Genomic DNA, 22,750 nt, shown 5'->3' with positions numbered 1-22,750 from the left:
AACCTATTCTTTTTTGATGCTTTTTTAAAAAATATCTGTCCGCGAGTTTTAACCGCTCTTAAACCCTATTACTTTAACTATTGAATGGCGATTATCAACCTATAGAATTATTTGTATAATGGGTAATAAATGGGAGTTATTCTAATATTAGATTAAGAAAAGAAGTTCCATACCAACCCAAAACGTATAACAAAGTCACGATAAGGGTAATTTGGAGCCGAATAAAAATCGTAGCCCGTAAAGGACGAATTAAAGTGTTCTGCCTTTAAATAGATTCTTGTTTGCTTTACTTTTCCATTTATAAAGAAGTCTAACATAGGATATGCACCTAACTTTTCTTGATCTTGAATGTAAAATTCCCCTAAAGCAGGATTGTAAGCATTCATATTATAAGCAGTAAAATACTTAAAAGTAACTCCTGTTTGTAAAAACATTGCCCCCTTAAATACATCTTTAGAGAAATAAAGTGTGTTTCTGGTTACAAAGTCTGGCACATTTAAAACGGAATTGGACTGGGTTACATTTTGATACATTACTGTATTATCTAAAGCCCAACGACCAAATTTAAACTCTTTTCCATATTTTAATTTTAAATAACCAACAGATGCACTCTCTTGAAATGGTTTAATATATGCATTTTCCTGACCAGCATCTATCTGTTCTTGTGTGGCCGTAGATTTAAAATAAGTATACTTATCTATATTGGTATATTTTGCAGACAATGTACCGTACGCTTTGGAACTATACTTGAAAGCCAAACTGTTTATATTTTGCTTATCAAAGTTTGAGGTATTTTGCCAGTTGTAGTTTTGGTAATTACTTTGGTAGAGCAGAAAATTAAAATCGGGCATTTTAGACTCGTTATGCAGGGTTGCGGTAAAACGATGTTTATCCTTATATATATAGGTAGCTTCTGCATTAATTAAACTACCTCCTAAATCACCAGAAATATTATACGCCGCATCTCCATTTAAGTTAAACTCCCCTATTTGTTTACTATAAGCAGCTCCTAAAGAAACTTCTGTACCTTTTAATTGATTACTTATAGTACCCGTCGGTGTAATAAGCAGACTCTTAAAAAAATAATTGTAATTATAAAGACCTACATAACCTTTTAGTTTCCCCAGTAATCTATTAGAAAATGTTGCGTTTAACTGATTGTATGTGGTTTGCAAATGAGCCTTATCATTAGTTTCTTTTAGAAATGAATCTCCAAAATAATCGTACTGATCATCTTGATTAAATTTTGAAAATTTAGTTTCATAACTAAACTGGTGTCCTACTGCTATAGACGTAGCAATAGAACTGGTTGTTGAGTCTTCTGCTTTTTTAATCAACTTGTACTGATGATCTAAAAAATATCTTTTTCCTAAAACAACACTTTCCGCATCTATAAAAGCCACATCTAACCTATCTCTACTAGTAAATTCATCATCTCCAGTTTCAAATTGAGTTTCACCGTCTATTAATCCTCCATTTTCTTGATACGTTGCATCTTGTGCCGCTATATGTGCTAACAATAAATATCTATTATTTTTAGATGTATAATTAGATGTAAAGGTGAAATTACCTGAAGAAGCTTGATCATAATTGTACTTACCTAAAGACCTAAAGCCTTTGTAACCTAATGATATATTTAACTGAGGCGACATATTAAAAGTTAACATAGCGTCTAACAATTGACCTTGAGCCATTGTAGTTTTAAACATTAACTCTGTTAAAGGCGTAGGAACATTATAATATTTAATTTCATTAACACTCCAATAATTGGCATTTAATGCTGATGTACTCAAAGCAGGATACATAGATTCGTTATCAAAATCAAAACCTAACTCATTAGCTGGCTTACCAATGTTTGCAAATGGCATTAACTCAAACCCATCTTTTCTTAGGTAGTTGTATTTATACTCCTTTTGTATTGTAAGTGTTGTGTCTAAAAAAGTAGTATCCCTTTTAATTGTAAAAATTTTATACTCCTCTACACTAGGCTTTTCCTCTTCTCCCTCTTTTAAAACTTTACCAGGTTTTTTACCTAAATCTTTATTAGACAAAGTTGGATCTTGAGCAAAAACTACAGTTCCCCAAAGTAAAAATACAAGTATAATATATCTCATTTATAAAAAAATATAAGCAAAGGTAATTTTTTACATTTAATTATCTGTGAAAGTTTTGTTACGTTTTACTGACCAAAGAACAACTAACAAAAATATACTGATTATTAACAAGCGTTTTGTTTAGAGATTTACTCAATTTTAAGATTCTTTTAACGAATAAACACGTATTAGCTTGTAGACAGCACTATTAATTAGGATATTTAGCTTTTTATAGCATATTAAAATGTTAAAGAAAACTAAAATTGTTTACTCATATAAAATAACAAAGACCAAATAAATCAAAATGACAAAAAAACTATTCCTACTTTTTCTACTAAGTTTCTCCTTTGCTTTTGCTCAGTTTAATGAAGCAGCACCTTGGATGAAAAATTTAAAAAAAGGAAAAACAAGCACATCATTAAAAGGAAATAACTCTAATTTGTCTATTGACGATTTAAAAATTTCTTTTGACACTTACTGGGAAAGCAGAAACAAAAATGAAAAAGGTAGTGGATACAAACCTTTTATGAGGTGGCAAAACTACTGGAGCTATTACCAAAACTCTAATGGAACCTTACCTAATGCTAAAGAAATATACAACTCTTGGTTAGCTAAAAATAATACTGCAAACAAAGTAAACCCTACAAGTAGCTGGACAACAGTAGGGCCATCTACCAGCAATGTTTTTCCTGGTAGATTACCTGGAAATGGTAGAATTAACGCCATAACAGTAGACCCTAATAACGAAAACGTTTGGTACGCTGGAGCTCCTGCTGGTGGAATTTGGAAATCTACAAATGCTGGCACTAGCTGGACAAACCTTTTTTCTGACTTCTTGCAAATTGGTGTTTCTGGTATTGCTGTAGACCCTAACAACTCTAATATTATATATATTTCTACAGGTGATGATGATGCCAGAGACTCATACAGCATTGGTGTTTTTAAATCTATTGATGGTGGCACTACCTGGAACGAAACAGGCTTAAACCCAAGTACAACCCCTTCTGGAAATTCTTTTACTACAAATGAAATTACAATAGACCCTACAAATAGTAATATTGTTTGGGTTGGCTCTAGCAACGGACTTTATCAAACTACAGATGGCGGTACAACTTGGACCAATAAATTAGAAGAAAATATTACTGATTTTAAGCTTAAACCTGGAGATAGTGATACTATTTATGCTGTTGATTTTAATAATTTTTACAAATCTACCGATGGCGGAAACACATTTGCACAAGTAACCAGCAATTTACCTACTAGCTCTGGAAGACTAGTTTTAGGTGTTACACCTGCAAATGAGAGCCTTGTATATGTTTTAAGTGCCAATACTGATTATTCTTTTCAAGGATTTTACAAATCTACAGATAGCGGAACTGTATTTACAAAAACATCTAACACTGTAGATATTTTAGAATCTAAACAAGCTTGGTTTGATTTAGCTTTAGAAGTATCTCCTACAGATGAAAACACTTTATTTACAGGCTGTTTAAATATATGGAGAAGCACCAATGGAGGAAATAGTTTTAGCAGGCGAAATAATTGGAGCTCTAATAATAGCTCATATACGCATGCAGATATACATACCCTTAAAATGTTTGGAAGCAAACTTTTTTGTGGTAGTGATGGCGGACTATATGTATCTGAAAACAGTGCAACAACATTTACAGATGTAACAAACGGAATGTCTGTAAGTCAGTTTTACAGAATATCTGTTGCTAAAGATGACTCGTCTAAAATGATTGGCGGATTACAAGATAATGGCGGCAATGTATTTAATAACAGCCAATGGAATAATTACCATGGAGGTGATGGTATGGACAATGCTATTGACCCAAATAACAACAATTTAATATACGGTTTTACTCAATTTGGCGGATCTTTAAATATATCTTCTAACTCAGGAGAAAATATAGCGCAAATTGGACCTCCACAAACTACAACTAATGGAGAAACTAAAGATATTGAAGGAAATTGGATTACCCCAATTACAATTAACAGCAGAGGTGAAGTTTTTGCTGGCTTTGATGCAATTTATAAATTAGAAGGTACTAGTTGGGTAAAAATAAGCACTTCGGCAGGCTTTGGTAAAATTGAAGATTTAGAAGCAGATCCTTTAAATCCCGATATTCTTTATGCTGTAAACAACAATGTTATTTATAAAAGTGATGACAATGGCATCAATTTCTCAAGTTACATAACTTTACCAGGTGCTATATCTGATTTAGCAATTAACAACTCAGACAGCTCTATACTTTACGCAACAACATCTAATAGAGTGGGCATAGAATTAGCTAGCCAACCATTTAATCGTGGTGTGTACAAAATTACTAACGACGGCACAGATGCTACATCAGAGAATATTACTCTAAACCTACCAACAGACCAAGCTTACTTTAGTATTGCTCACCAAGGATTACACCAAGACAATCCTATTTTTATTGGTACTAGTTTAGGAATTTACAGGTTAGATGATACACTTACAGAATGGGAAGAATATGATACAAACCTACCCAACGTTGCTATTGGAGACATAGATATTAACAGCTTAGATAACATTATTACAGCGGCCACTTACGGAAGAGGTGTTTGGCAATCCCCTATACCAACAAAAGATCCTGAAAATGACGTTAGTTTAACTTCTATAACTCCAAATGTAAATGCTATTATTTGCGGAGACGTTACACCAACAGCAACTATAAAAAACATTGGGACAAACACCATAACAGAAGTAACTTTTAGTTATGGGTTAAACAATACCGATAAAAATTTTATTTGGACGGGTACTTTAAATTTTGAAGAATCTACAACTATAGACCTACCAAGTATTGCATCTTCAGGTTTTGGCAAAACCTCATTACAGGTTACCGCCACAGTTACTGATGACACTTTTAATACAAACAATTCAAAAAATAAAACTATATATATTAATAAAGAAGGTAACGGAAGTATTTTAAACACATTTGATAGTAATGAGGAAGCTTTAATCAGTTTTAACGAGTCTAGCGATCTTTCATTATGGGAAAAAGGTACACCTACAGGAACGCTATTAAATACCGCTAGTTCTGGAACAGATGTATATGCAACAAATTTAGATGGTGAACATCCAAATAACACTAAAGCATTTTTAGTTAGTAACTGTTACAACATAGCTACAATAGCAAATCCAGTATTAAAGTTTAAAATGGCTTATGACCTAGAAGAAAACTGGGATATTGTTTATGTTGAATATTCTACAGACCAAGGTGAAGAGTGGAAAGTACTAGGTAATATTAATAGTCAGCCTAACTGGTACAATAGCGACAGAACAAATGCTTTATCTGGAGTTGCTGATGATTGTCAAAATTGTCCTGGTAAACAATGGACAGGTACTAATACTACTTTTACAGAATATAGTTACGATTTTAATGCTAATGCGGCTTTAGGAGAAGTTAATTTAAGTATTGAAGAAAATATAATTTTTAGAATTGTTTTTCATTCTGACCCAGGAGTTAGTCAAGAAGGTGTAGTTATTGATGATTTTATTTTATACGGAGAAACAGATGACGATGACGATGACAACGATGGTATTTTAGATATAGATGATAACTGTCCAACTATTGCAAATGCAGACCAGCTAGATACAGATGGTGATGGCATAGGTGATGTTTGCGACACTGATGATGATAATGATGGAATTTTAGATGTAGACGATAATTGTAATTTAATTGCAAATCCAGACCAGGCAGATGCAGACAATGATAACATTGGCGATGTTTGTGATAATGACAATGATAATGATGGCGTTATAGATAGTGTAGACCTTTGCCCTAATACACCAATAGATACAGTTGTAAATGTAAATGGATGTGAAGTATTTTCTTTACCATCTTCTAACTTTAGAATAAAAACAATTGCAGAAAGCTGTATATCTAGCAACAATGGATCTATTGATATTACTGCTGAAACACAACTTAATTATACAGCAACTATAACTGGTAACATAAATGAAACTAAATCTTTTACTAATACAGTTTCTTTTAACAACCTATCACTAGGCACTTATACTGTTTGTATTACTGTTGAAGGGCAAACAGGATATGAAAATTGTTTTTCAGTTTCAATATTAGAACCAGAACCTTTAGGTGTTTCTACTACTGTAAATTCTATATCAAATAAGGTAACTTTTAATTTAACTGGCGGCAGTGTTTATAACATCAATATTAACGATAAAACATACAGCACTACTAAAAGCAACATAACATTGCCTTTAGATAAAATAGAAAACAAAATTAGTATTAAGACTAACAAAGATTGCCAAGGTATATACGAAGAACGAATTATTTCTAGCTCAGATATATTTATTTACCCAAACCCTGTGTCTAGAGGTGATTTAACCATAGAGTTAAATAAACCAAATATTGAGCAAGTAGAAATTTCTTTATTTACAATTAGCGGCACTAAGGTTTATAAAAAAGATCATAAAACTAATAATGGCGCTATAAAATTTAGTGTAGATTCTCTTGCAAGAGGTATATATGTGTTAAATATAAAAACTGACCAAACAATACTTACTTATAAAATAATTAGAAAATAAATGAAAACAATATATAAAATTACTTGCATTAGCTCCTTACTTTTAGCCTCTTGTGGCGGCGGTAGTGATGATGGAGGCACAGAACCAGACCCAATTACAACACCTAAAGCAACCACTCTTATTTTTCCTGAAAACAACACCGAGTGTAATGAAGGTGCTATTATAAGCGATACTCGTAGCTCTGTTGAATTTAGCTGGAGTGCTGCTGCCGATACAGATAGTTATGAAATTAACATTAAAAACCTAGCTACCGGTAATAGCTCGTCTAAAACAGTCACCACTACTTCTGATGCTATAACTATTGATAGAGGAACACCTTATGAATGGTTTATTGTATCTAAAGCTAATGGTACAACAGAAACAGCTACAAGTGCAACTTGGAAGTTTTATAACCAAGGAGTTGGAACGGAAAACTACGCTCCTTTTCCTGCTGATGTTATAAGCCCTAATAGAGGCGCAACTATTGCAACAACAACTACAGTATCTTTAAAATGGTCTGGTGAAGATGTAGATGATGATATAGTTGATTATGAAATATTATTTGGAACAAATAACACCCCAACTACCAGCATTGGAGTTACAACAGAAACAACTTTAGACGCAACAGTTACTGCTAATACAGTTTATTATTGGAAAGTAATAACCAAAGATAGTCAAGACAACACATCGTCCTCTGAAGTATTTGAATTTAAAGTTGAATAACTAATTTTTAGTTTTTATAATGAAAAAGCTCTTAGATAAAAATCTAAGAGCTTTTTTTTATTGACTAATTCTAATTAAAAGTCCTAATACAAAAACAATATTTGGACTATTTTTTATTTAAAACAATTAACTATGCTTGTTTTAAATTATTGATTTTGATCTGCAGGAGTAATTGCATCATTTAAATTAATTTCAGTTTCTGGAATCTGAAAAGTAAACCTTGCGTCCCCAGCAGGAATATTATAAAAAGATGCTGGGTTATTAGGATGTGTTGTTCCTTCAAAATCACGTACAAGACCTACATTCCATCTCTTCATATCTAATAAACCAAAACCTTCTCCCCATAGCTCTATTCGTCTGTGTAATCTAATTTCATCCATTAAACTAGATCCAGAATTTGTAGACAAAGAATACTCTGGGTCTCTTGTAGAAATTAAGTTAAATAATTCTTGAGCTGCACCAGAATCATCTCCCGCAGCTGCTTTAGCCTCTGCAATAATTAAGTACATTTCTGAAACTCTCATATAAACATAATCTGCTTCAAAAAAAGTATCATCATAAAATTTATAATTATAGATTTGACCCTCTTTTGGCTGATCTATTTGACCATTATCTGGACCAAACCAATTGCTACGAATATCTGTAGATGATACTGCATTGTACAACCTAACATCTACTGTTCTATGATGTCCTAATTGCCCCGTGTATCCTGGAGTTACACCACCAGCCGCTTTTTGTACAGGAGAATAAGATTGCATCTGCGAAAAGAAAGAAGCAAATAACGATGATGTATCACCATTAATATCTGCACCCCATAACCATTCTGTATTAGAGATAAATTGGAAACCATCTAACAATTGATCTGCAGCTAAAGCTCCTTCGGACTTTGCAATTTCTGCAAACTGAACTGCCTTATTATAATCTTTAGATAACAAATAAAATCTTGCTAAATACCCTGCAGCAATATTCTGGTTAATAACTGTTTTATCTGGCCTAGAAAAGCCTTCTAACCCATCATAACCTTCTTTTAAATCTGTTTCAATTTGACCATAGACATCACCAACCGTTAATCTTCCAAAACCTGGCCCATTAATTAAATCTGCTGTTGGATCTATTATAGGTACACCAGCATCAGACAATGCAGGTTGCCCTTTTTGGTAAATTTGTATCAACTGTAAATATGCCAACCCCCTAACAACCTTAGATCTAGATAAAACATAAGATAAATCTTCTGTTAAAACAGACTCGTCTAAACCACCAATTAATGTAATTGTTTGGTTAGCTCCTTTTATAATCTCGTAGTAATAGTCCCAAATTAAATTAGTTTCTGTACCAGATTCTTGTGTTCTACCAATGTACTTATACAAATCGTCATACCACCAACCGTTGTTAGAATCTATCATATCGTTAGACATAATATCCATCATAACATCAATAGATTTTTGACCGTAATCGTTATGATCACCTCCTGTACCAGCTACATCAAAAGTACGCATGTTATTTATTGTTCCTGCATCAAAAGAACTAGCTGTAGACAATAATGCCTCTGGAGATTCTTCTGCTAATTCAGATATAGTAGCATCTGTAACTATGTTTTCTAAATCAGACTCTAACTGATCTTTACTACAACTAACCATAACAGCTAAAACTGCAGTTATTAATACTATTTTTTTCATTTTAATACTTTTAAAAATTAACATTTAAACCTAATGAAAACGTCTTTAACGTTGCATACCTAACAGAGTTGTTACCACCAGTAACACTTGCTCTTGGATCAAAACCATCTCTACCAGAAGCTGTCCATAAAGCCAAGTTATTACCCAAACCATATATTCTAACTTTAGATAAACCTATTTTTTCTACAACATCATTAGGTAAAGTATACCCAATAGAAACATCGTTAAGGCTAATAAAATCTGATTTTTCTAAAAGTAAATCTGATGTATTATAATTTCTAGAACCATCTATAACTCTAGGTAAACTAGCTGTAGTATTATCATAAGTCCAAGTCTTATAAAAATCTCTACTAAGATTTTCTCCAATTCCGCCACCAAAAGCATCATTATAAATAGCGTCAAAAGCATACCCTCCAAACTGGTAAGAAAGCGCAAAGCTAAAATCTAAATTTTTATATGTAAGTGACGATGTAAAACCACCATTAACATCTGGCAAAGCAGATTTTCCTAAATTAGTTTCTGATGCTACTGAATAATCTTCAGTTTGGTTATTAATTATAGGCGTTGTACCATCTGCCTCAAACTCACTAGATGTATACCATATTGCGTTACCATTTGTAGGGTTTACGCCAACAAAATCTCTAATATAATAATCAAAAGCACTACTACCTTTTTCCCACCTGTACACTGTACCTGGATCTATAAAATCTCTTCCTGGAGCTAATTTTGTAATTTCATTTTTATAATGAGTAGCATTAAGATCTACAGTCCAATTTAAATTTTTGCTTCTAATTATATCATAAGCAATACTAGCCTCTACACCTACGTTTTGCATATCCATAACATTTTCTGGGATAGACGGTAAGCCAGATGAATTTGGTAATGGCCTATTAAAAATTAGATCTGTTATTTTACGTTGAAAATATTCTGATTCTATTCTTAATCTATTATCAAACATATTTAACTCAAAACCAGCATTAAAGTTGGTAGATGTTTCCCATTTTAAATCTTTGTTACCTAAAACAGTTTTACTTAAGTTAAACTCTTCACCATCTGTAGTAACATCCCACTGATCTAAATAAGGAGCATAATTTCTAACAGCTGTATTATCTGGATAACCCACATAGTCATTACCCTGTTGACCAATACTAGACTTTAATTTTAACTCAGAAATCCAATCTACATTATCCATAAAAGATTCTTTAGATATTCTCCAAGCAACACCAGCACCCCAAAAGTTACCCCATCTATTATCTTCAGAAAAAACAGAAGAGCCATCTCTACGGAAACTACCATTTATGTAGTATTTATTATCAAAATCATATAACATTCTAGCAAAAAAACCTTCTAACAAATATTCTGTTGGTCCGCCAGTTACATTACCAGCACCGTCATTTTCTGCAAAAAGACTAGCAGAAATATCATTAGAAATAAATTGATTCTTTTTATTAGCGTCTAAAAACTTAAAATTATAATCTGAGTTTTCATGTCCTAACAAAATATCTAAATCATGATCATCTGCAATTGTTTTTTTCCAACCTAATAGTTGCTGGTTTGTGTATGTTGTTCCTCTACCAAATTGCTCTGACAACCTACCATTAACATCTGAAGAAGCAGAACTACCAACAATTTTATTTGTATAATTAGTAGTATTATAAAAAGCTAAGTCTAAACCAAAATTATACGTGAATGTAAAGTCTTTTAAAAATTTGATCTCTGCAAATGCTCTAGATGTTAAATTGTCTCTAACAGATTTGTTAACATTTAAAGTCTGTAATGCATGAGGATTAGAAAAACCATTAAATGGTCTTCCGGCTGTAGCATTAGGAGAAGTAACATCTGCCCAATCCCAAAGAGGATTTCCCTTGTCATCTAAAACTGTAGCACCTGTTGCATGATCTACTGCAAAAACAGGATATATTGGAGCAATATTTCTAACCCAAGCAAAATTACCTGTGATATTATTAGTTAAAGTACCTGTTTGCTCTCTGTTTGCATAATTTGCAGACATTCCCAATCTAATGTTGTCACTAACTTGAGAACTAAGGTTCATATTTAGTGTTAACCTTTTAAATCCTGTATTAACGTTATAACCTGTATTATCTTCATTACCTACCGAAAAGAAATAAGTTGCCTTTTCTGTTCCACCAGCTATACTTGCATATAAAGTTTGTATACCACTACCGTCATTAAATAACTCATCTTCCCAATCTGGCGTCCATAATTGATTGCCAGATCTTAATTTACCTGTATTAGGATCTATAACCGTAGCTCTATCCCCACCAAAAGGGTTATACACTAAACCTTGAGGCCCATCAAATAAATTTGCAGAAGCATTTAGCCCTGCAGTAGCTACATCTGTACCATTCTCTACAATATCATTATTTTTTAGCATTTTATGGTACGCTTCTAGATACTCACCAGCGTCATCAAAAACATCATAATCTTTGGTTGCTCTGCTAGTAAAACTAGTTCTAACGTCTAAAGTTACACTTACTTTACCCGCCTCACCTTTTTTAGTCGTTACAATAATAACACCGTTTGCACCTCTATTACCGTACAAAGCAGCAGCGGCAGCATCCTTTAAAAATGATATTGATTCTATATCATTAGGATTTAACGAAGTTATAGATTCGTTATACGGAACACCATCTACAACATATAAAGGAGCAGAAGATCCGTTTAAAGAACCAATACCTCTAAACCTTACGGTTGGAGCAGTACCAGGCTGTCCAGAATTTGAAAAAATTTGAACACCAGAAACCTTACCTGTTAAACCAGTTACTGCATTACCAGAAGCTACTTTTGCAATTTCTTCAGACTTAATTTCTGCAATTGACCCAGTAAGCGATTCCTTTTTTTGAACACCATAGGCGGTTACCACAACTTCCTCTAGCGCTTCTGCATCTTCCTCCATTTGAAGATTAATTGTACTTAATACACCTACAGTTCTATCTGTGGTTTTTTGACCAATATAACTGTAACGCAAAACCTGACCTACTTTTGCACTTATGGTATAATTACCATCAAAGTCAGACTGTGTACCAATTGCTGTACCTACAACTAGTACAGAAACCCCAGGTAAAGGCAAACCATCTTGGTCTGTTACATTACCTGTAATTGTTTTCTCTTGTGCATAAGAGAAGTTCATTAACATCACCAATAAGGGAGTTAAAATCCAAGTTACTTTTTTTCTCATTTAATTTAGTTTTGAGTTAGCTTTAACTAATACCCAATCTTTTGTTTAGCAGATTATCTAAGATTAACATTTAATTAATCTTTTAAATTGAAAAACAAATAATGAATGCTAGCTAAAAATTATTTAATAAAAAATATAGATACTTAGTAAATTCATTGTCTTACAAAGAAATAGTACTACCCAAAAAATCTTTTTAAATAAGAAAAACAGTAACCTAAAAAGTATCTATGCTGAATTTTGTCGTACAAAAACTTTGTTAATTACAATAAAGTTTAAAAAAAGTTGATTTTTATTGAATAATCAAAACAAAAAGGATATGTTTCTTATTAAATCAACAACGATATGCAGTTTAATGTAAATAAAATTAAAATGAGAAGTAAGAAGAACCGACTTTAATTTAACACGTAAGCTTGTCTATTGTTTAGTTAATTCATTAAAAAACAAGCAATAAAGAAGAGGTGAATTTAAAGCATAAAAAAACCGCCAAGAGCAATTGCTCTTGGCGGTTAAAAATATTTTAATAATAAAAAACTATTAATTTTGAGTATTAATATTTGGATTAAATAAAATTTCCTCTTGTGGAATTTCATAAGTTAAACGCTCATCATCATGATTAAAAGAATCTCCTGATAAATCTAACCAGTTAGATCCTCTTGTTCTTGTTTCACGTCTTCTTTTCATAATAAAATAAGATTGCCCTTCTGCAAATAATTCCAAACGTGCTTGTAAAGCTGCCTCTTCTGCTAATGCAGCACCAGATAAACCATCAATATAAGAACTATCATCTAATCTTAAATCTAGTAATGCTTTTAAGCTAGTTCTAGCCGCTGCATCGTTACCATTTTCTGCTGCTGCCTCTGCATGTAATAAATACATTTCTGCTATTCTCATATAATGAGAATCTGAATCTATATTAGATTGTGGACCAGAGAAAGCCGCAAAACCATTAAGCTCTGCTCCTTTATAATAAAATTTACCTGAAGGCTGTAAACTTCCAGAAAATTGATTTAATCTTATATCATCATCTCTAAAATTAGCATGTAAATCTGCATCCATCCCTTTAGAGTTACCTACAGCTGCATAGCTATAGCTATAGACATCCATAAAGCCCCACCATGAAAACAAAGATGCTAAACCTTGACCTGTTGGTGTAATATCAATACCCCACATAACACCTGGGATTGAGTTAATATCATTAAAACCTCCAACAGCACCGCTTTCATCTGGCAATAAAGCTACTTCATCTGCAGTCATTATTGGGTAATTACCAGAGTTAACTACTAACTCTGCATAATCTTCAGCCATTGGCCAATTATTTAATGCTCCATATGTTTTAGCTAATAACCCTCTTACTATATCTTGGTTAATTTCAATTTTATCTTCTCTAACAAAACCTTCTAATAATGTTTCAGCATCTGTTAAATCTTTTATAACTAAATCAAAAACTTCTTGTAAAGTAGATTTAGGCTGATCTATGTCTTCTGCACTAGTATAAATAGGAAGCGCTTCTTGAGACAAGTTTGAAATATCATTTACAAAAACATGTGCTAAAAAGAAATACGCATAACCCCTTAAAGCTTTTGCTTGACCAACAGTGTACCTAAGATTTTCTGTTTCTGGAACAACATCATTACCACCAGCACCATCTATAACCAGGTTTGAAAGATTTACAACTCTAAAAAGAAACCTCCAAGGTCTATAATTGTAATCAGAATCTGGATCTACAGTAGCTGTTAATTCTGAAATTTGTGTTTGACGATTGTAACTCTTACCTAAATGAGCCATATCTGTAGAAAACATATCTAACTGTATGTACTGTGTGGTAATACCAAAATCTTCTTGGTTGGTTGTTCCTCCACTACCTCTACGGTATAAGTTTTCATAAATACCCAATAATGTAGCCTTAGAAACATCTGGATTAATTTTTGAAGCTTCACTCACTTGCTCTTGAGACAACGTTTCTGTTGGAAACACTTCTAAAAAGTCTTCACTACACGAGCTCATAAACAACAAAGCTCCTGCTGCGTATATTATTTTATTTAAAGTTTTCATAGTTTTATAATTTTAAATTAACACCTAAAACAACAGTTGATAATGGATTGTAACGGTAAATTGAAGATCCACCAGTTATAGATGTAGATGGATTAAAACCTTGTCTTTTAGAGAAAAATGCAAGATTATCTCCTGTTATGTAAAAATCTAAGTTTTTAAGTCCAATTTGCTTACTAATGTCACTTGGTAATGTATACCCTAATCTAACATTGTTTAATGCTAAATAATCAGATTTAACTAAAAATCTAGTAGATGTAGCACTTTGCTGTATTTGAAATCTAGCATCTTGCCTTGGAATATCTGTAACATCACCAGGTTGCATCCAACGATCTCTAATATCTACGTGGAAATTATTTGTACCTGCATAATCATTATCCATTAAGTTGGCATAAGCAGTATCATAAGCATATCCTCCTAAAGAGTAGTTAAATAAAGTACTCAATGTAAAGTTACCGTATCTAGCATTTAACCTAAAAGAACCTGTTACATCTGGTATAGCTGTTTTATTGATAAATTTATCCGCAGCTTCAGAATAAACTTCTGTAATATCTTGCACTACATTAGCGTCAGGATTATCATTAGTATAAGATGTTAAATTTGTTATGATCTCATCACCTGTTCCAAAAACACCATCACCATCTAAATCATTGAAACTTCGCTCCCATTGTGCTGCACCTGTATCTACATTAACACCTGCATATACCGGCATATAGTAGTCATATAAAGAACGACCAACTGTACGACCATAATTTCCACTTATATCAAGCTTTTGTTGCTCTCCTGTTGCCGGATCTATTGGCATTGCTTTTAATTCATTTTTAAAAGTAGAACCGTTAATACCTAATGACAAGCTAAATTTATCATTTTGAACCAATTTAAAATCCAAATCAAATTCTACACCTGAATTAACCATCTCACCATCATTAACAGAAATTAAAGCATAGCCTACAGAAGGACCAACTCTTCTATCAAAAAACATATCTGTAGTAGATTTACTATATGCTTCTACAGAACCATCTACAAAACCACCAAGCTCAAACTCTACACCAACATTAAACTGATTAGAACTTTCCCAAGTAAGGTCTGGATTTCCTTTAGTAGCAAAAGCTAATGATATGTTATCATTTAAATTATTTACAGAATATAAGTTGTACCCTGGATAATAGTTGTTAGCAGTACCTGTTAATACACCAGAATTACCTAGAACACCATAGCTACCCTTTACTTTTAAGAAATCTACAAAGTTTGAACCAGACATAAAATCTTCTTGAGATAACACCCATGCTGCACCAACAGAATAAAAATTACCCCATTTTTCATTCAAAAATCTTGAAGAGGCATCTCTGTTAAATGTAGCGTTTAAAAAATACTTACTAGAAAAATCTAACGTAGCATTTGCAATGTAACTTTCTGTTGTTTCATCTCTAGTAAAACCATCACTAGGTGCATTTACAACACCGTTAGAAATATCTGTGCCAAAAGGTGTTACTAACTTAGAGCGCTCTGCCTCTAAATAGTTAAACTTATAAGATGTAGCTACGTGAGATACAAAAGCAGATAAGTTTGTAGCACCAAAAGACTTGTTATATCTAAGGCCTGTTCTTAATGAATAGTTTTTAGTTTCTGATCTAGATCTGTTAATTACACCTCCTTGACCTTTAGCAGGACTGTAAAAAGGCTCATTTAAATCTATATCATCACTCATAAAGTATTGATATGAAAAGTTATTATCTAAAGTTAAACCTTCTACCAATGTAATTTTTAAGTCATTGGTAAAGTTTACAGAGTTGTCTTTAGATCTACTAATGTTAATTTGAGAATCTGCAACACCATTTGTAGCAAAACCAAAACCACGACCATCTTCTAAACCATAGTCATAAAGAGAACCACCATATATAGGATCGTCAATTTTATTTCCATTAGCATCTCTAGTGAATAATGGGTAAATTGATGGAATGTTGTCTATCCACCAAAACTGTGAAGAAGAAGAACTTCCTGTACCATTGTTATTAGTCTCACTCTGCGCATAGTTTAAAGAAGTATTCATTTTTATGAAATCTTTATACTTATTTGTTGCTGAGATACGAGCATTTAATCTTTGATAATCTGTATTACTTGCATAACCTTGATCATCTATGAAACCTACTGAAGTATATACTGAAGAGTTTTCTCCTGTGTTAGCTAAAGAAACATTTCCTTCAATTCTATTTGCACTTTGAAAAGCAAAATCTTCCCAATCTTCTGGCGAATACTTTCTAGTTACACCTGGTCTAACCATACCTGTTGCAGGGTCTATTAATTCTGACACTCCAATAGCTCCACTATCACTAGTGTTCCACATATTGTATACTGGAGAAATATCTGAAACATCTGCATTTGCACCTTCAAATAAGTTTGCATTAGCATAATCTACTGCTGCTACTTGATCTCCATTATTTTCCAATAAACCTCTTTGGTAAGTACCTTCCCAAGCAATACCAATATACTCTTCTGGAGAATCAATAGTCTCGTATCTACCAATACCTTGAAAATTGGCACCAGTTTTAATAGATACACTTATTTCATTACCAGTATCAGAACCTCTTTTTGTTGTAATAACAATTACACCATTAGCACCTCTTGCACCGTACAAAGAAGTTGCAGATGCATCCTTAAGAACAGTTACAGATTTAATATCATTTGGATTGATATCATTTAAACTACCTCTAAATGGCGCATCATCTACGATGTATAACGGAGCTTGACTACCATTTACAGAACCAAAACCTCTAATCCTTACTGTAGAAGTACTACCTGGTTGACCACTGGTATTAAAAACAGAAACACCTGCTGCCTCACCTGCTAATGCTTGAGATACGTTTGTGAAAGACTTTTGAGAAATGTTTTCTCCTGCCACTACTTTTGCAGAACCAGCAAAAGATGTTTTAGAAACATTTCCAAATCCAGTAACAATTACCTCGTCCAATGCCTCAGCATCCTGCTCCATTTGAATGTTAATTGTGCTACTTGATCCAACTTTTCTATCAGTTGCTTTTTGACCAATATAAGTGTAACGCAAAGTTTGCCCTACTTTTGCTTTAATAGTATAATTACCATCAAAGTCTGATTGGGTCCCTGTTGTTGTTCCAACAACTAAAACAGAAACTCCTGGTAATGGAAGACCATCTTGATCTGTAACATTACCTGTAATTGTTTTCTCTTGTCCGTAAGAGAAACTCATTAATAACACCAACAAGGGTGTTAAAATCCAAGTTACTTTTGCTCTCATTTATTTTCAATTTTTGAGTTAGTTCAACAAAAATCTTAAAATTAAGTTAAAGAAACAAACAATAATTGTTAATTAAATTAACAATTAAAAATTATAAAGTGTACGACATAAGTAAATACCTACCTAAATGTTAATTTCAAAAAAACAAACGTTCATTAATTTTAAGTAGCAATTATTAAGAAAAGTATTACTTATAAATAACTGATAAAGTATAGAGAATTAAATAAAGTTAAAAACATAAAATCAATAATAAAAAGAGTTATTTTAGGTATAAAGTACCCTCTAGAATTAGTACTTAAGTAATTTGATACTCTTAATTGTTAAGTTTATAAAATGAAAAAACCGCCATAAGCATTTGCTCATAGCGGTTAAATAAAAAATATTTATTTTATGATATTATCTACCTGAATTCACAGAATCATCTATGTTTTCGTTAGCATCTATTTCTACTTGTGGAATCTTCAAATAAAATCTTTTATCGTTAGGCTCCAAAGTTTTTACAATTCTATGGTTTGGAGTTCTAACAATTCCTCTTTGAAGTCTCTTTGCATCGAACCACTCAACACCAAATTCACCATACATTTCTTTTCTTCTCTCTAAAAGAATTTCTTCTTCTAGGGCAGAACCAGTATTAGTTGATTTTACTGCAGATGGATCTCTATTACTTTGTAATTCATACATCAAATCTCTTGCTCCTATTTCATCACCTTGTCTAAATTTAGCTTCAGCTTCAATTAAAATCATCTCTGGAGTTCTCATCAAAACAATATCACTAGAGAAAGCAAAAACAAATTTAGTACTAGTTACTTTCGTAAAGTCTGTAGCAGTACCGTAAGTAAAAGTGTTACGAGCATCTGTAGCTGTAAATTCGTTTGCAAAAAACTCATTTATGTAAATATTATTATACGCTGGGTTAATTGGATCTACGAAAGCAGAAGGAGCATTGTAATAATAGTTAGATTGGTCACCAGTTTGAGGGTTACCCCAAATCCACTCAACATTACTAATATCATCAAATCCATTTCCATAACTATCTGGATCTAATACAGCAGCAACATTACCACCATAAGCAGCATTTGCAGCATCCTCAGCACCATCCCAATTGGACATAGCCAAATAAACTCTAGCCAATATACCATTAGCAACATTAACATTTACGTAAGATTTACCAAGTCTATCCTCTGACAAAGTAGATACAGCTGTAGTTAAATCTTCTACAATAAAATCATAAAGCTCACCTAATGTACCCATTGGCTTACCTTCTGTAGAAAGTTCTGTGTAAATTGGAGGAGCAGGTAAATCTCTATTTGAAGAAGTGTAACCTTCTTGAAATTCTAATGCTAATTGAAAATAATAAAAACCTCTTAAAGCCCTAGCTTGTCCAATTAATTCTGATTTATCTATATCAGATAATTCAGATGTTTCAACACCATTAATACAAGCATTAATTTGGTTAATCATATAGTAAGGAAACTCCCAACTAAAAGATGATCTACGATAAGTAGGTTCTCTGTTATCATTATCATAATCAAAACCCCACCAAGAGCGAGCGTGGATTAAATCGTTTCCTTTTATTGTTCTAGCAAAGTACATTGAGTTTATTCCTGCCGCATCCACACTAGTAAATTGACGTCTGGCTCTTCTTGCAATACCTGATAAAAAAGCTTCTACTCCTGTACGAGACCCAAAAATAACACTTTCTGCAACTATTTCAGTTGGTTGAGGATCATTTAAGTAATCTTCAGAACAGCCAACAAAGATAAAAGAGCTTGCACATAGTAAGGATAAAAATCCTGTTTTTATATAATTCTTCATTTCTCTATATATTATTAAAATTGAACATTAAGACCTAAACTAATTGTTTTTAACAAAGATGACCTACTATCTGTAGTACCTGCTAAACTTTGTTCTGGATCTATTCCTTTATGACTTTGCCAAGTGAATAAATTATCACCTCTTAAGTATAATCTAACGTTATCTAATGACGCTTTACCTACTATATCTTTAGGTAATGTATAACCTATTGTAAGTGCTCTTAGTCTAACATAATCATTATCAAACAAGAATCTTGTTGACGTACCATTAAAATCATTTTGAGAATTTAATAAAAGAGGTACATCTGTTACATCACCTGGCTGTGTCCATCTATCTGCAACATCTGGAGATGCAGTATAACCAGGTCTAGAAAAACCATCCATTAAACCTGCATAAGAACTATCATAAATTTGAGCTCCAAAACTAAAGTTAAATAACATATTAAAGTCAAAACCACCAACTTTAAGATCTGTTGTTAAACCACCTGTAACGTCTGGCAAAGATGAACCTTGGTAATATCTAGTTGCTTCTGAATAATCCTTTGTAGTTTCTCTTTCTCCTGTTGGATTACCATCTACATCTAATACATCTTTATACCACATACCGTAACCGTCAGCTGGATCTACTCCTGCCCAGTCTTGAATAAAGAAATCATACAAAGATTTTCCTTCTTTCCATTTTTTGGTTCCATTAATAAATTCATCCTGAGTTAACTCAGTAATTTCATTCTTGTTAATTGCAGCATTAACCCCAACAGACCAAGTAACATTATTAGTTTGTATAACTCTTCCCGCTAAAGAAAATTCATAACCTGAATTTTTAATAGCCCCTACATTTGTTGTAATACCAGAGTTACCCGTAGAAATTGGCAATGGCTTAGTATAAATTAAATCTAATGATTCTTTACTGTAGTACTCAACACTACCATCTAACCTATCATTAAGTAAAGAAAAATCCAAACCTACATTAAAAAGCGCTGATGTTTCCCAAGTTAATAGAGGATCTGTTACATCACCTAATAATACTCCTGTATTCTCTAACTCGTTGTTTCCAGTTTCAAAACCCTGTAAATAAGGAAAGTAAGACCCTGTGCCATTGTTGCCTAGTTCCCCATAAGAAGATCTTAACTTCAATAAGTTAATAGTATTACTGTTTGCAAGGAAACCTTCATCAGATATAACCCATGAACCACCTATAGAGAAAAAGTTACCCCATCTTGTTTCTTCAGAAAATCTTGAAGAGCCATCTCTACGGTAAGATCCTTCTATAAAATACCTATCCTTATAACTATAAGCTAAACGACCTAAGTAAGAAGTTAATCTATCTTCATTAACAAATCCACTAACACCTTCTGGAAGCGTACTACCATTTAAAACTTTTACCCCTGGTAAAAAACCAGTTCCTTGAGCTCCTAATGCATCAACTTTAAGTTTGTATGCTTCAAAAATTGCATTTGCTTGAATACTATGATCTCCAAATGTTTTATCATAATTAAGAGAGTTAGTGAAGTTAAAAGTTGTAGTAATATCCCTATCTTGAGATACACGACCACCTACACTAGCAGCAACACCTACATCATAAGCATCATAAGCATTACTATCAAATAAATAGTTTTCGTATGATAAGTTAGTCTTAAAAGATAAGTTATCTGAAAACTTAATTTTAGCAAAACCATTTACAGTTGCATTTGTTCTTTTGTTAACATCATCATAATTAAATAATGAACCAACTGCATTTTCATTTCCTAACAAAGGTCTACTACCATTAACAGATTGTCCTGGTGTAGAACCATAATCGTAAATACGATTTCCAAAATTATCTAAAACTAAACCTCCAGCTTCGTTTCTTCTATATAATGGGTAAATTGAAGACATACTGTAAATCCACTGGTAAGAACTTTGAAAGTTAGAACCTGACTGTGTTGGAAATTGTTGCTTAGATGTAGATAATGATGTATTTAAACCTACAGTTAACCAATCTTTAACACTAGACTCTACATTTAAACGAGTAGTAAATCTTTCAAAATCTGATTCTCTAACTGCTCCCTCTTGGTTTAAGTAGTTTGCAGATAAGAAAAACCTTGATGATTCTCCACCTCCACTAATACTTACTGTGTACTCGTTACGTTGAGCTGCACTTCTTAACATTGCATCTTCCCAATCAGTTTCCCATAGCGATGCTGCACCAGCTACTAAGTTTCCATTTTGATCTACTGGCTGAGCAACATTGTAAGGATTGTATCCTAAATTAGATATTAAACTTTGTGAAGCATTAATACCAGCATCTGCAGCAGACTGACCAGAAACATAAATATTTTTATTTCTTTCTGCTTCCCAAGAATATCTCATCATGTCATCATTACCAATACGATCGTGTAAGGCTACAGCTGGAGTAGAAAAACCAGAAACTGCAGTTACAGTAATTTTTGATTCTGAATTGTAACTACCTTTTTTGGTTGTAATTAAAACAACACCATTAGCAGCTCTAGAACCGTATAATGCAGTAGACGATGCATCTTTAAGAATGTTCATAGATTCTATCTGATCACCACTAATACTATTAATATTTCCATTGAAAGGAACACCGTCTAATATAATTAGTGGATCAGCACTAGCGTTAATGGAACCTACACCACGAATTCTAATTGTTGGGTTAGATCCCGGCTGACCACCTGATGTAATTACGTTTACACCCGCAACAGTACCTTGTATAGCACTAGTCACAGTAGTTAATTGCTGGTTTCCTATTTCCTCTACTCCTAAAGAAGTTACAGAACCAACTATAGACTTCTTTTTTTGAGAACCGTATGCAACTACTACAACTTCATCCAAAGCTTCTGCATCTTCTTCCATTTGAAGGCTAATAGTACTTGAAGCACCTACTTTTCGCTCTGCAGTTTTTTGACCAACATAGCTGTATCGCAATACCTGTCCTACTTTTGCTTTAATGGTATAGTTACCATCAAAATCCGTTTGAGTTCCTGTTGTTGTGCCAACAATTAAAACAGTCACCCCTGGTAATGCTAGACCCTCATGATCTGTAACACTACCTGTAATTGTCTTTTCCTGTCCATAAGAAAAGCTCATTAATAACACCAACAAGGGTGTCAAAATCCAAGTTACTTTCGTTCTCATTTATTATTTTTTTTGAGTTAGTACCCAACAAAACTCTTAATAAATGGTTAAGATTCCAAGAAATTACCGTTAACGGAACCAACTTATGTTAAAAAAAAGATTAAAAATAAATAATAATTAAAAAAAATATAAATAAACAAACAAAAACTTAATTTTATCATCAAATAACAGCTAATTCATAAGAAAAACATAAAATTTATTCCATAAAAAATGAAGATAAAATCTTACAAAAAGA

General features: G+C 32.8%; 9 protein-coding genes. 2 read left to right on the top strand and 7 right to left on the bottom strand.

What is annotated here, in order from left to right; genetic code table 11:
- Positions 1 to 152: 152 nt before the first annotated feature.
- On the bottom strand, positions 153 to 2,114 hold the full coding sequence (locus tag ABJD66_RS12765; protein ID WP_348132215.1) for a putative porin: 1,962 nt from the start codon (positions 2,112 to 2,114) through the stop codon (positions 153 to 155).
- 283 nt (positions 2,115 to 2,397) lie between these two features.
- Between ABJD66_RS12765 and ABJD66_RS12760 the strand changes: the two genes are divergently transcribed.
- Together ABJD66_RS12760 and ABJD66_RS12755 are read left to right on the top strand one after the other, a co-directional pair.
- A complete protein-coding gene (locus tag ABJD66_RS12760; RefSeq protein WP_348132212.1) occupies positions 2,398 to 6,669 on the top strand; it encodes a thrombospondin type 3 repeat-containing protein in 4,272 nt (1,423 codons plus the stop codon).
- Positions 6,670 to 7,371: a hypothetical protein gene (locus ABJD66_RS12755; protein ID WP_348132209.1), complete on the top strand. Its 702-nt coding sequence runs from the start codon at positions 6,670 to 6,672 to the stop codon at positions 7,369 to 7,371.
- A 146-nt stretch (positions 7,372 to 7,517) separates the two neighbouring features.
- On the opposite strand, the gene ABJD66_RS12750 is transcribed toward ABJD66_RS12755, so the two are convergent.
- From ABJD66_RS12750 to ABJD66_RS12725, 6 genes are all read right to left on the bottom strand, one after another.
- On the bottom strand, positions 7,518 to 9,047 hold the full coding sequence (locus ABJD66_RS12750) for a RagB/SusD family nutrient uptake outer membrane protein (RefSeq protein WP_348132206.1): 1,530 nt from the start codon (positions 9,045 to 9,047) through the stop codon (positions 7,518 to 7,520).
- 10 nt (positions 9,048 to 9,057) lie between these two features.
- Positions 9,058 to 12,246, bottom strand: coding sequence for a TonB-dependent receptor (locus tag ABJD66_RS12745; RefSeq protein ID WP_348132203.1), 3,189 nt, complete (start codon positions 12,244 to 12,246; stop codon positions 9,058 to 9,060).
- Positions 12,247 to 12,780: 534 nt separating this feature from the next.
- Positions 12,781 to 14,298 (bottom strand): RagB/SusD family nutrient uptake outer membrane protein, encoded by a 1,518-nt coding sequence (locus ABJD66_RS12740; protein WP_348132200.1) that lies wholly within the window; start codon positions 14,296 to 14,298, stop codon positions 12,781 to 12,783.
- Positions 14,299 to 14,302: 4 nt separating this feature from the next.
- Positions 14,303 to 17,566, bottom strand: coding sequence for a SusC/RagA family TonB-linked outer membrane protein (locus ABJD66_RS12735; RefSeq protein ID WP_348132197.1), 3,264 nt, complete (start codon positions 17,564 to 17,566; stop codon positions 14,303 to 14,305).
- 396 nt (positions 17,567 to 17,962) lie between these two features.
- A complete protein-coding gene (locus ABJD66_RS12730) occupies positions 17,963 to 19,381 on the bottom strand; it encodes a RagB/SusD family nutrient uptake outer membrane protein (RefSeq protein WP_348132194.1) in 1,419 nt (472 codons plus the stop codon).
- Positions 19,382 to 19,395: 14 nt separating this feature from the next.
- A complete protein-coding gene (locus tag ABJD66_RS12725) occupies positions 19,396 to 22,515 on the bottom strand; it encodes a TonB-dependent receptor (RefSeq protein ID WP_348132192.1) in 3,120 nt (1,039 codons plus the stop codon).
- Positions 22,516 to 22,750 lie beyond the last annotated feature (235 nt).

This window comes from Cellulophaga sp., assembly GCF_039943695.1.
Taxonomy (GTDB): Bacteria; Bacteroidota; Bacteroidia; order Flavobacteriales; family Flavobacteriaceae; genus Cellulophaga.
The sequence above is the reverse complement of the archived record's forward strand: the minus strand, read 5'-3'. Positions and strand labels throughout refer to the sequence as shown.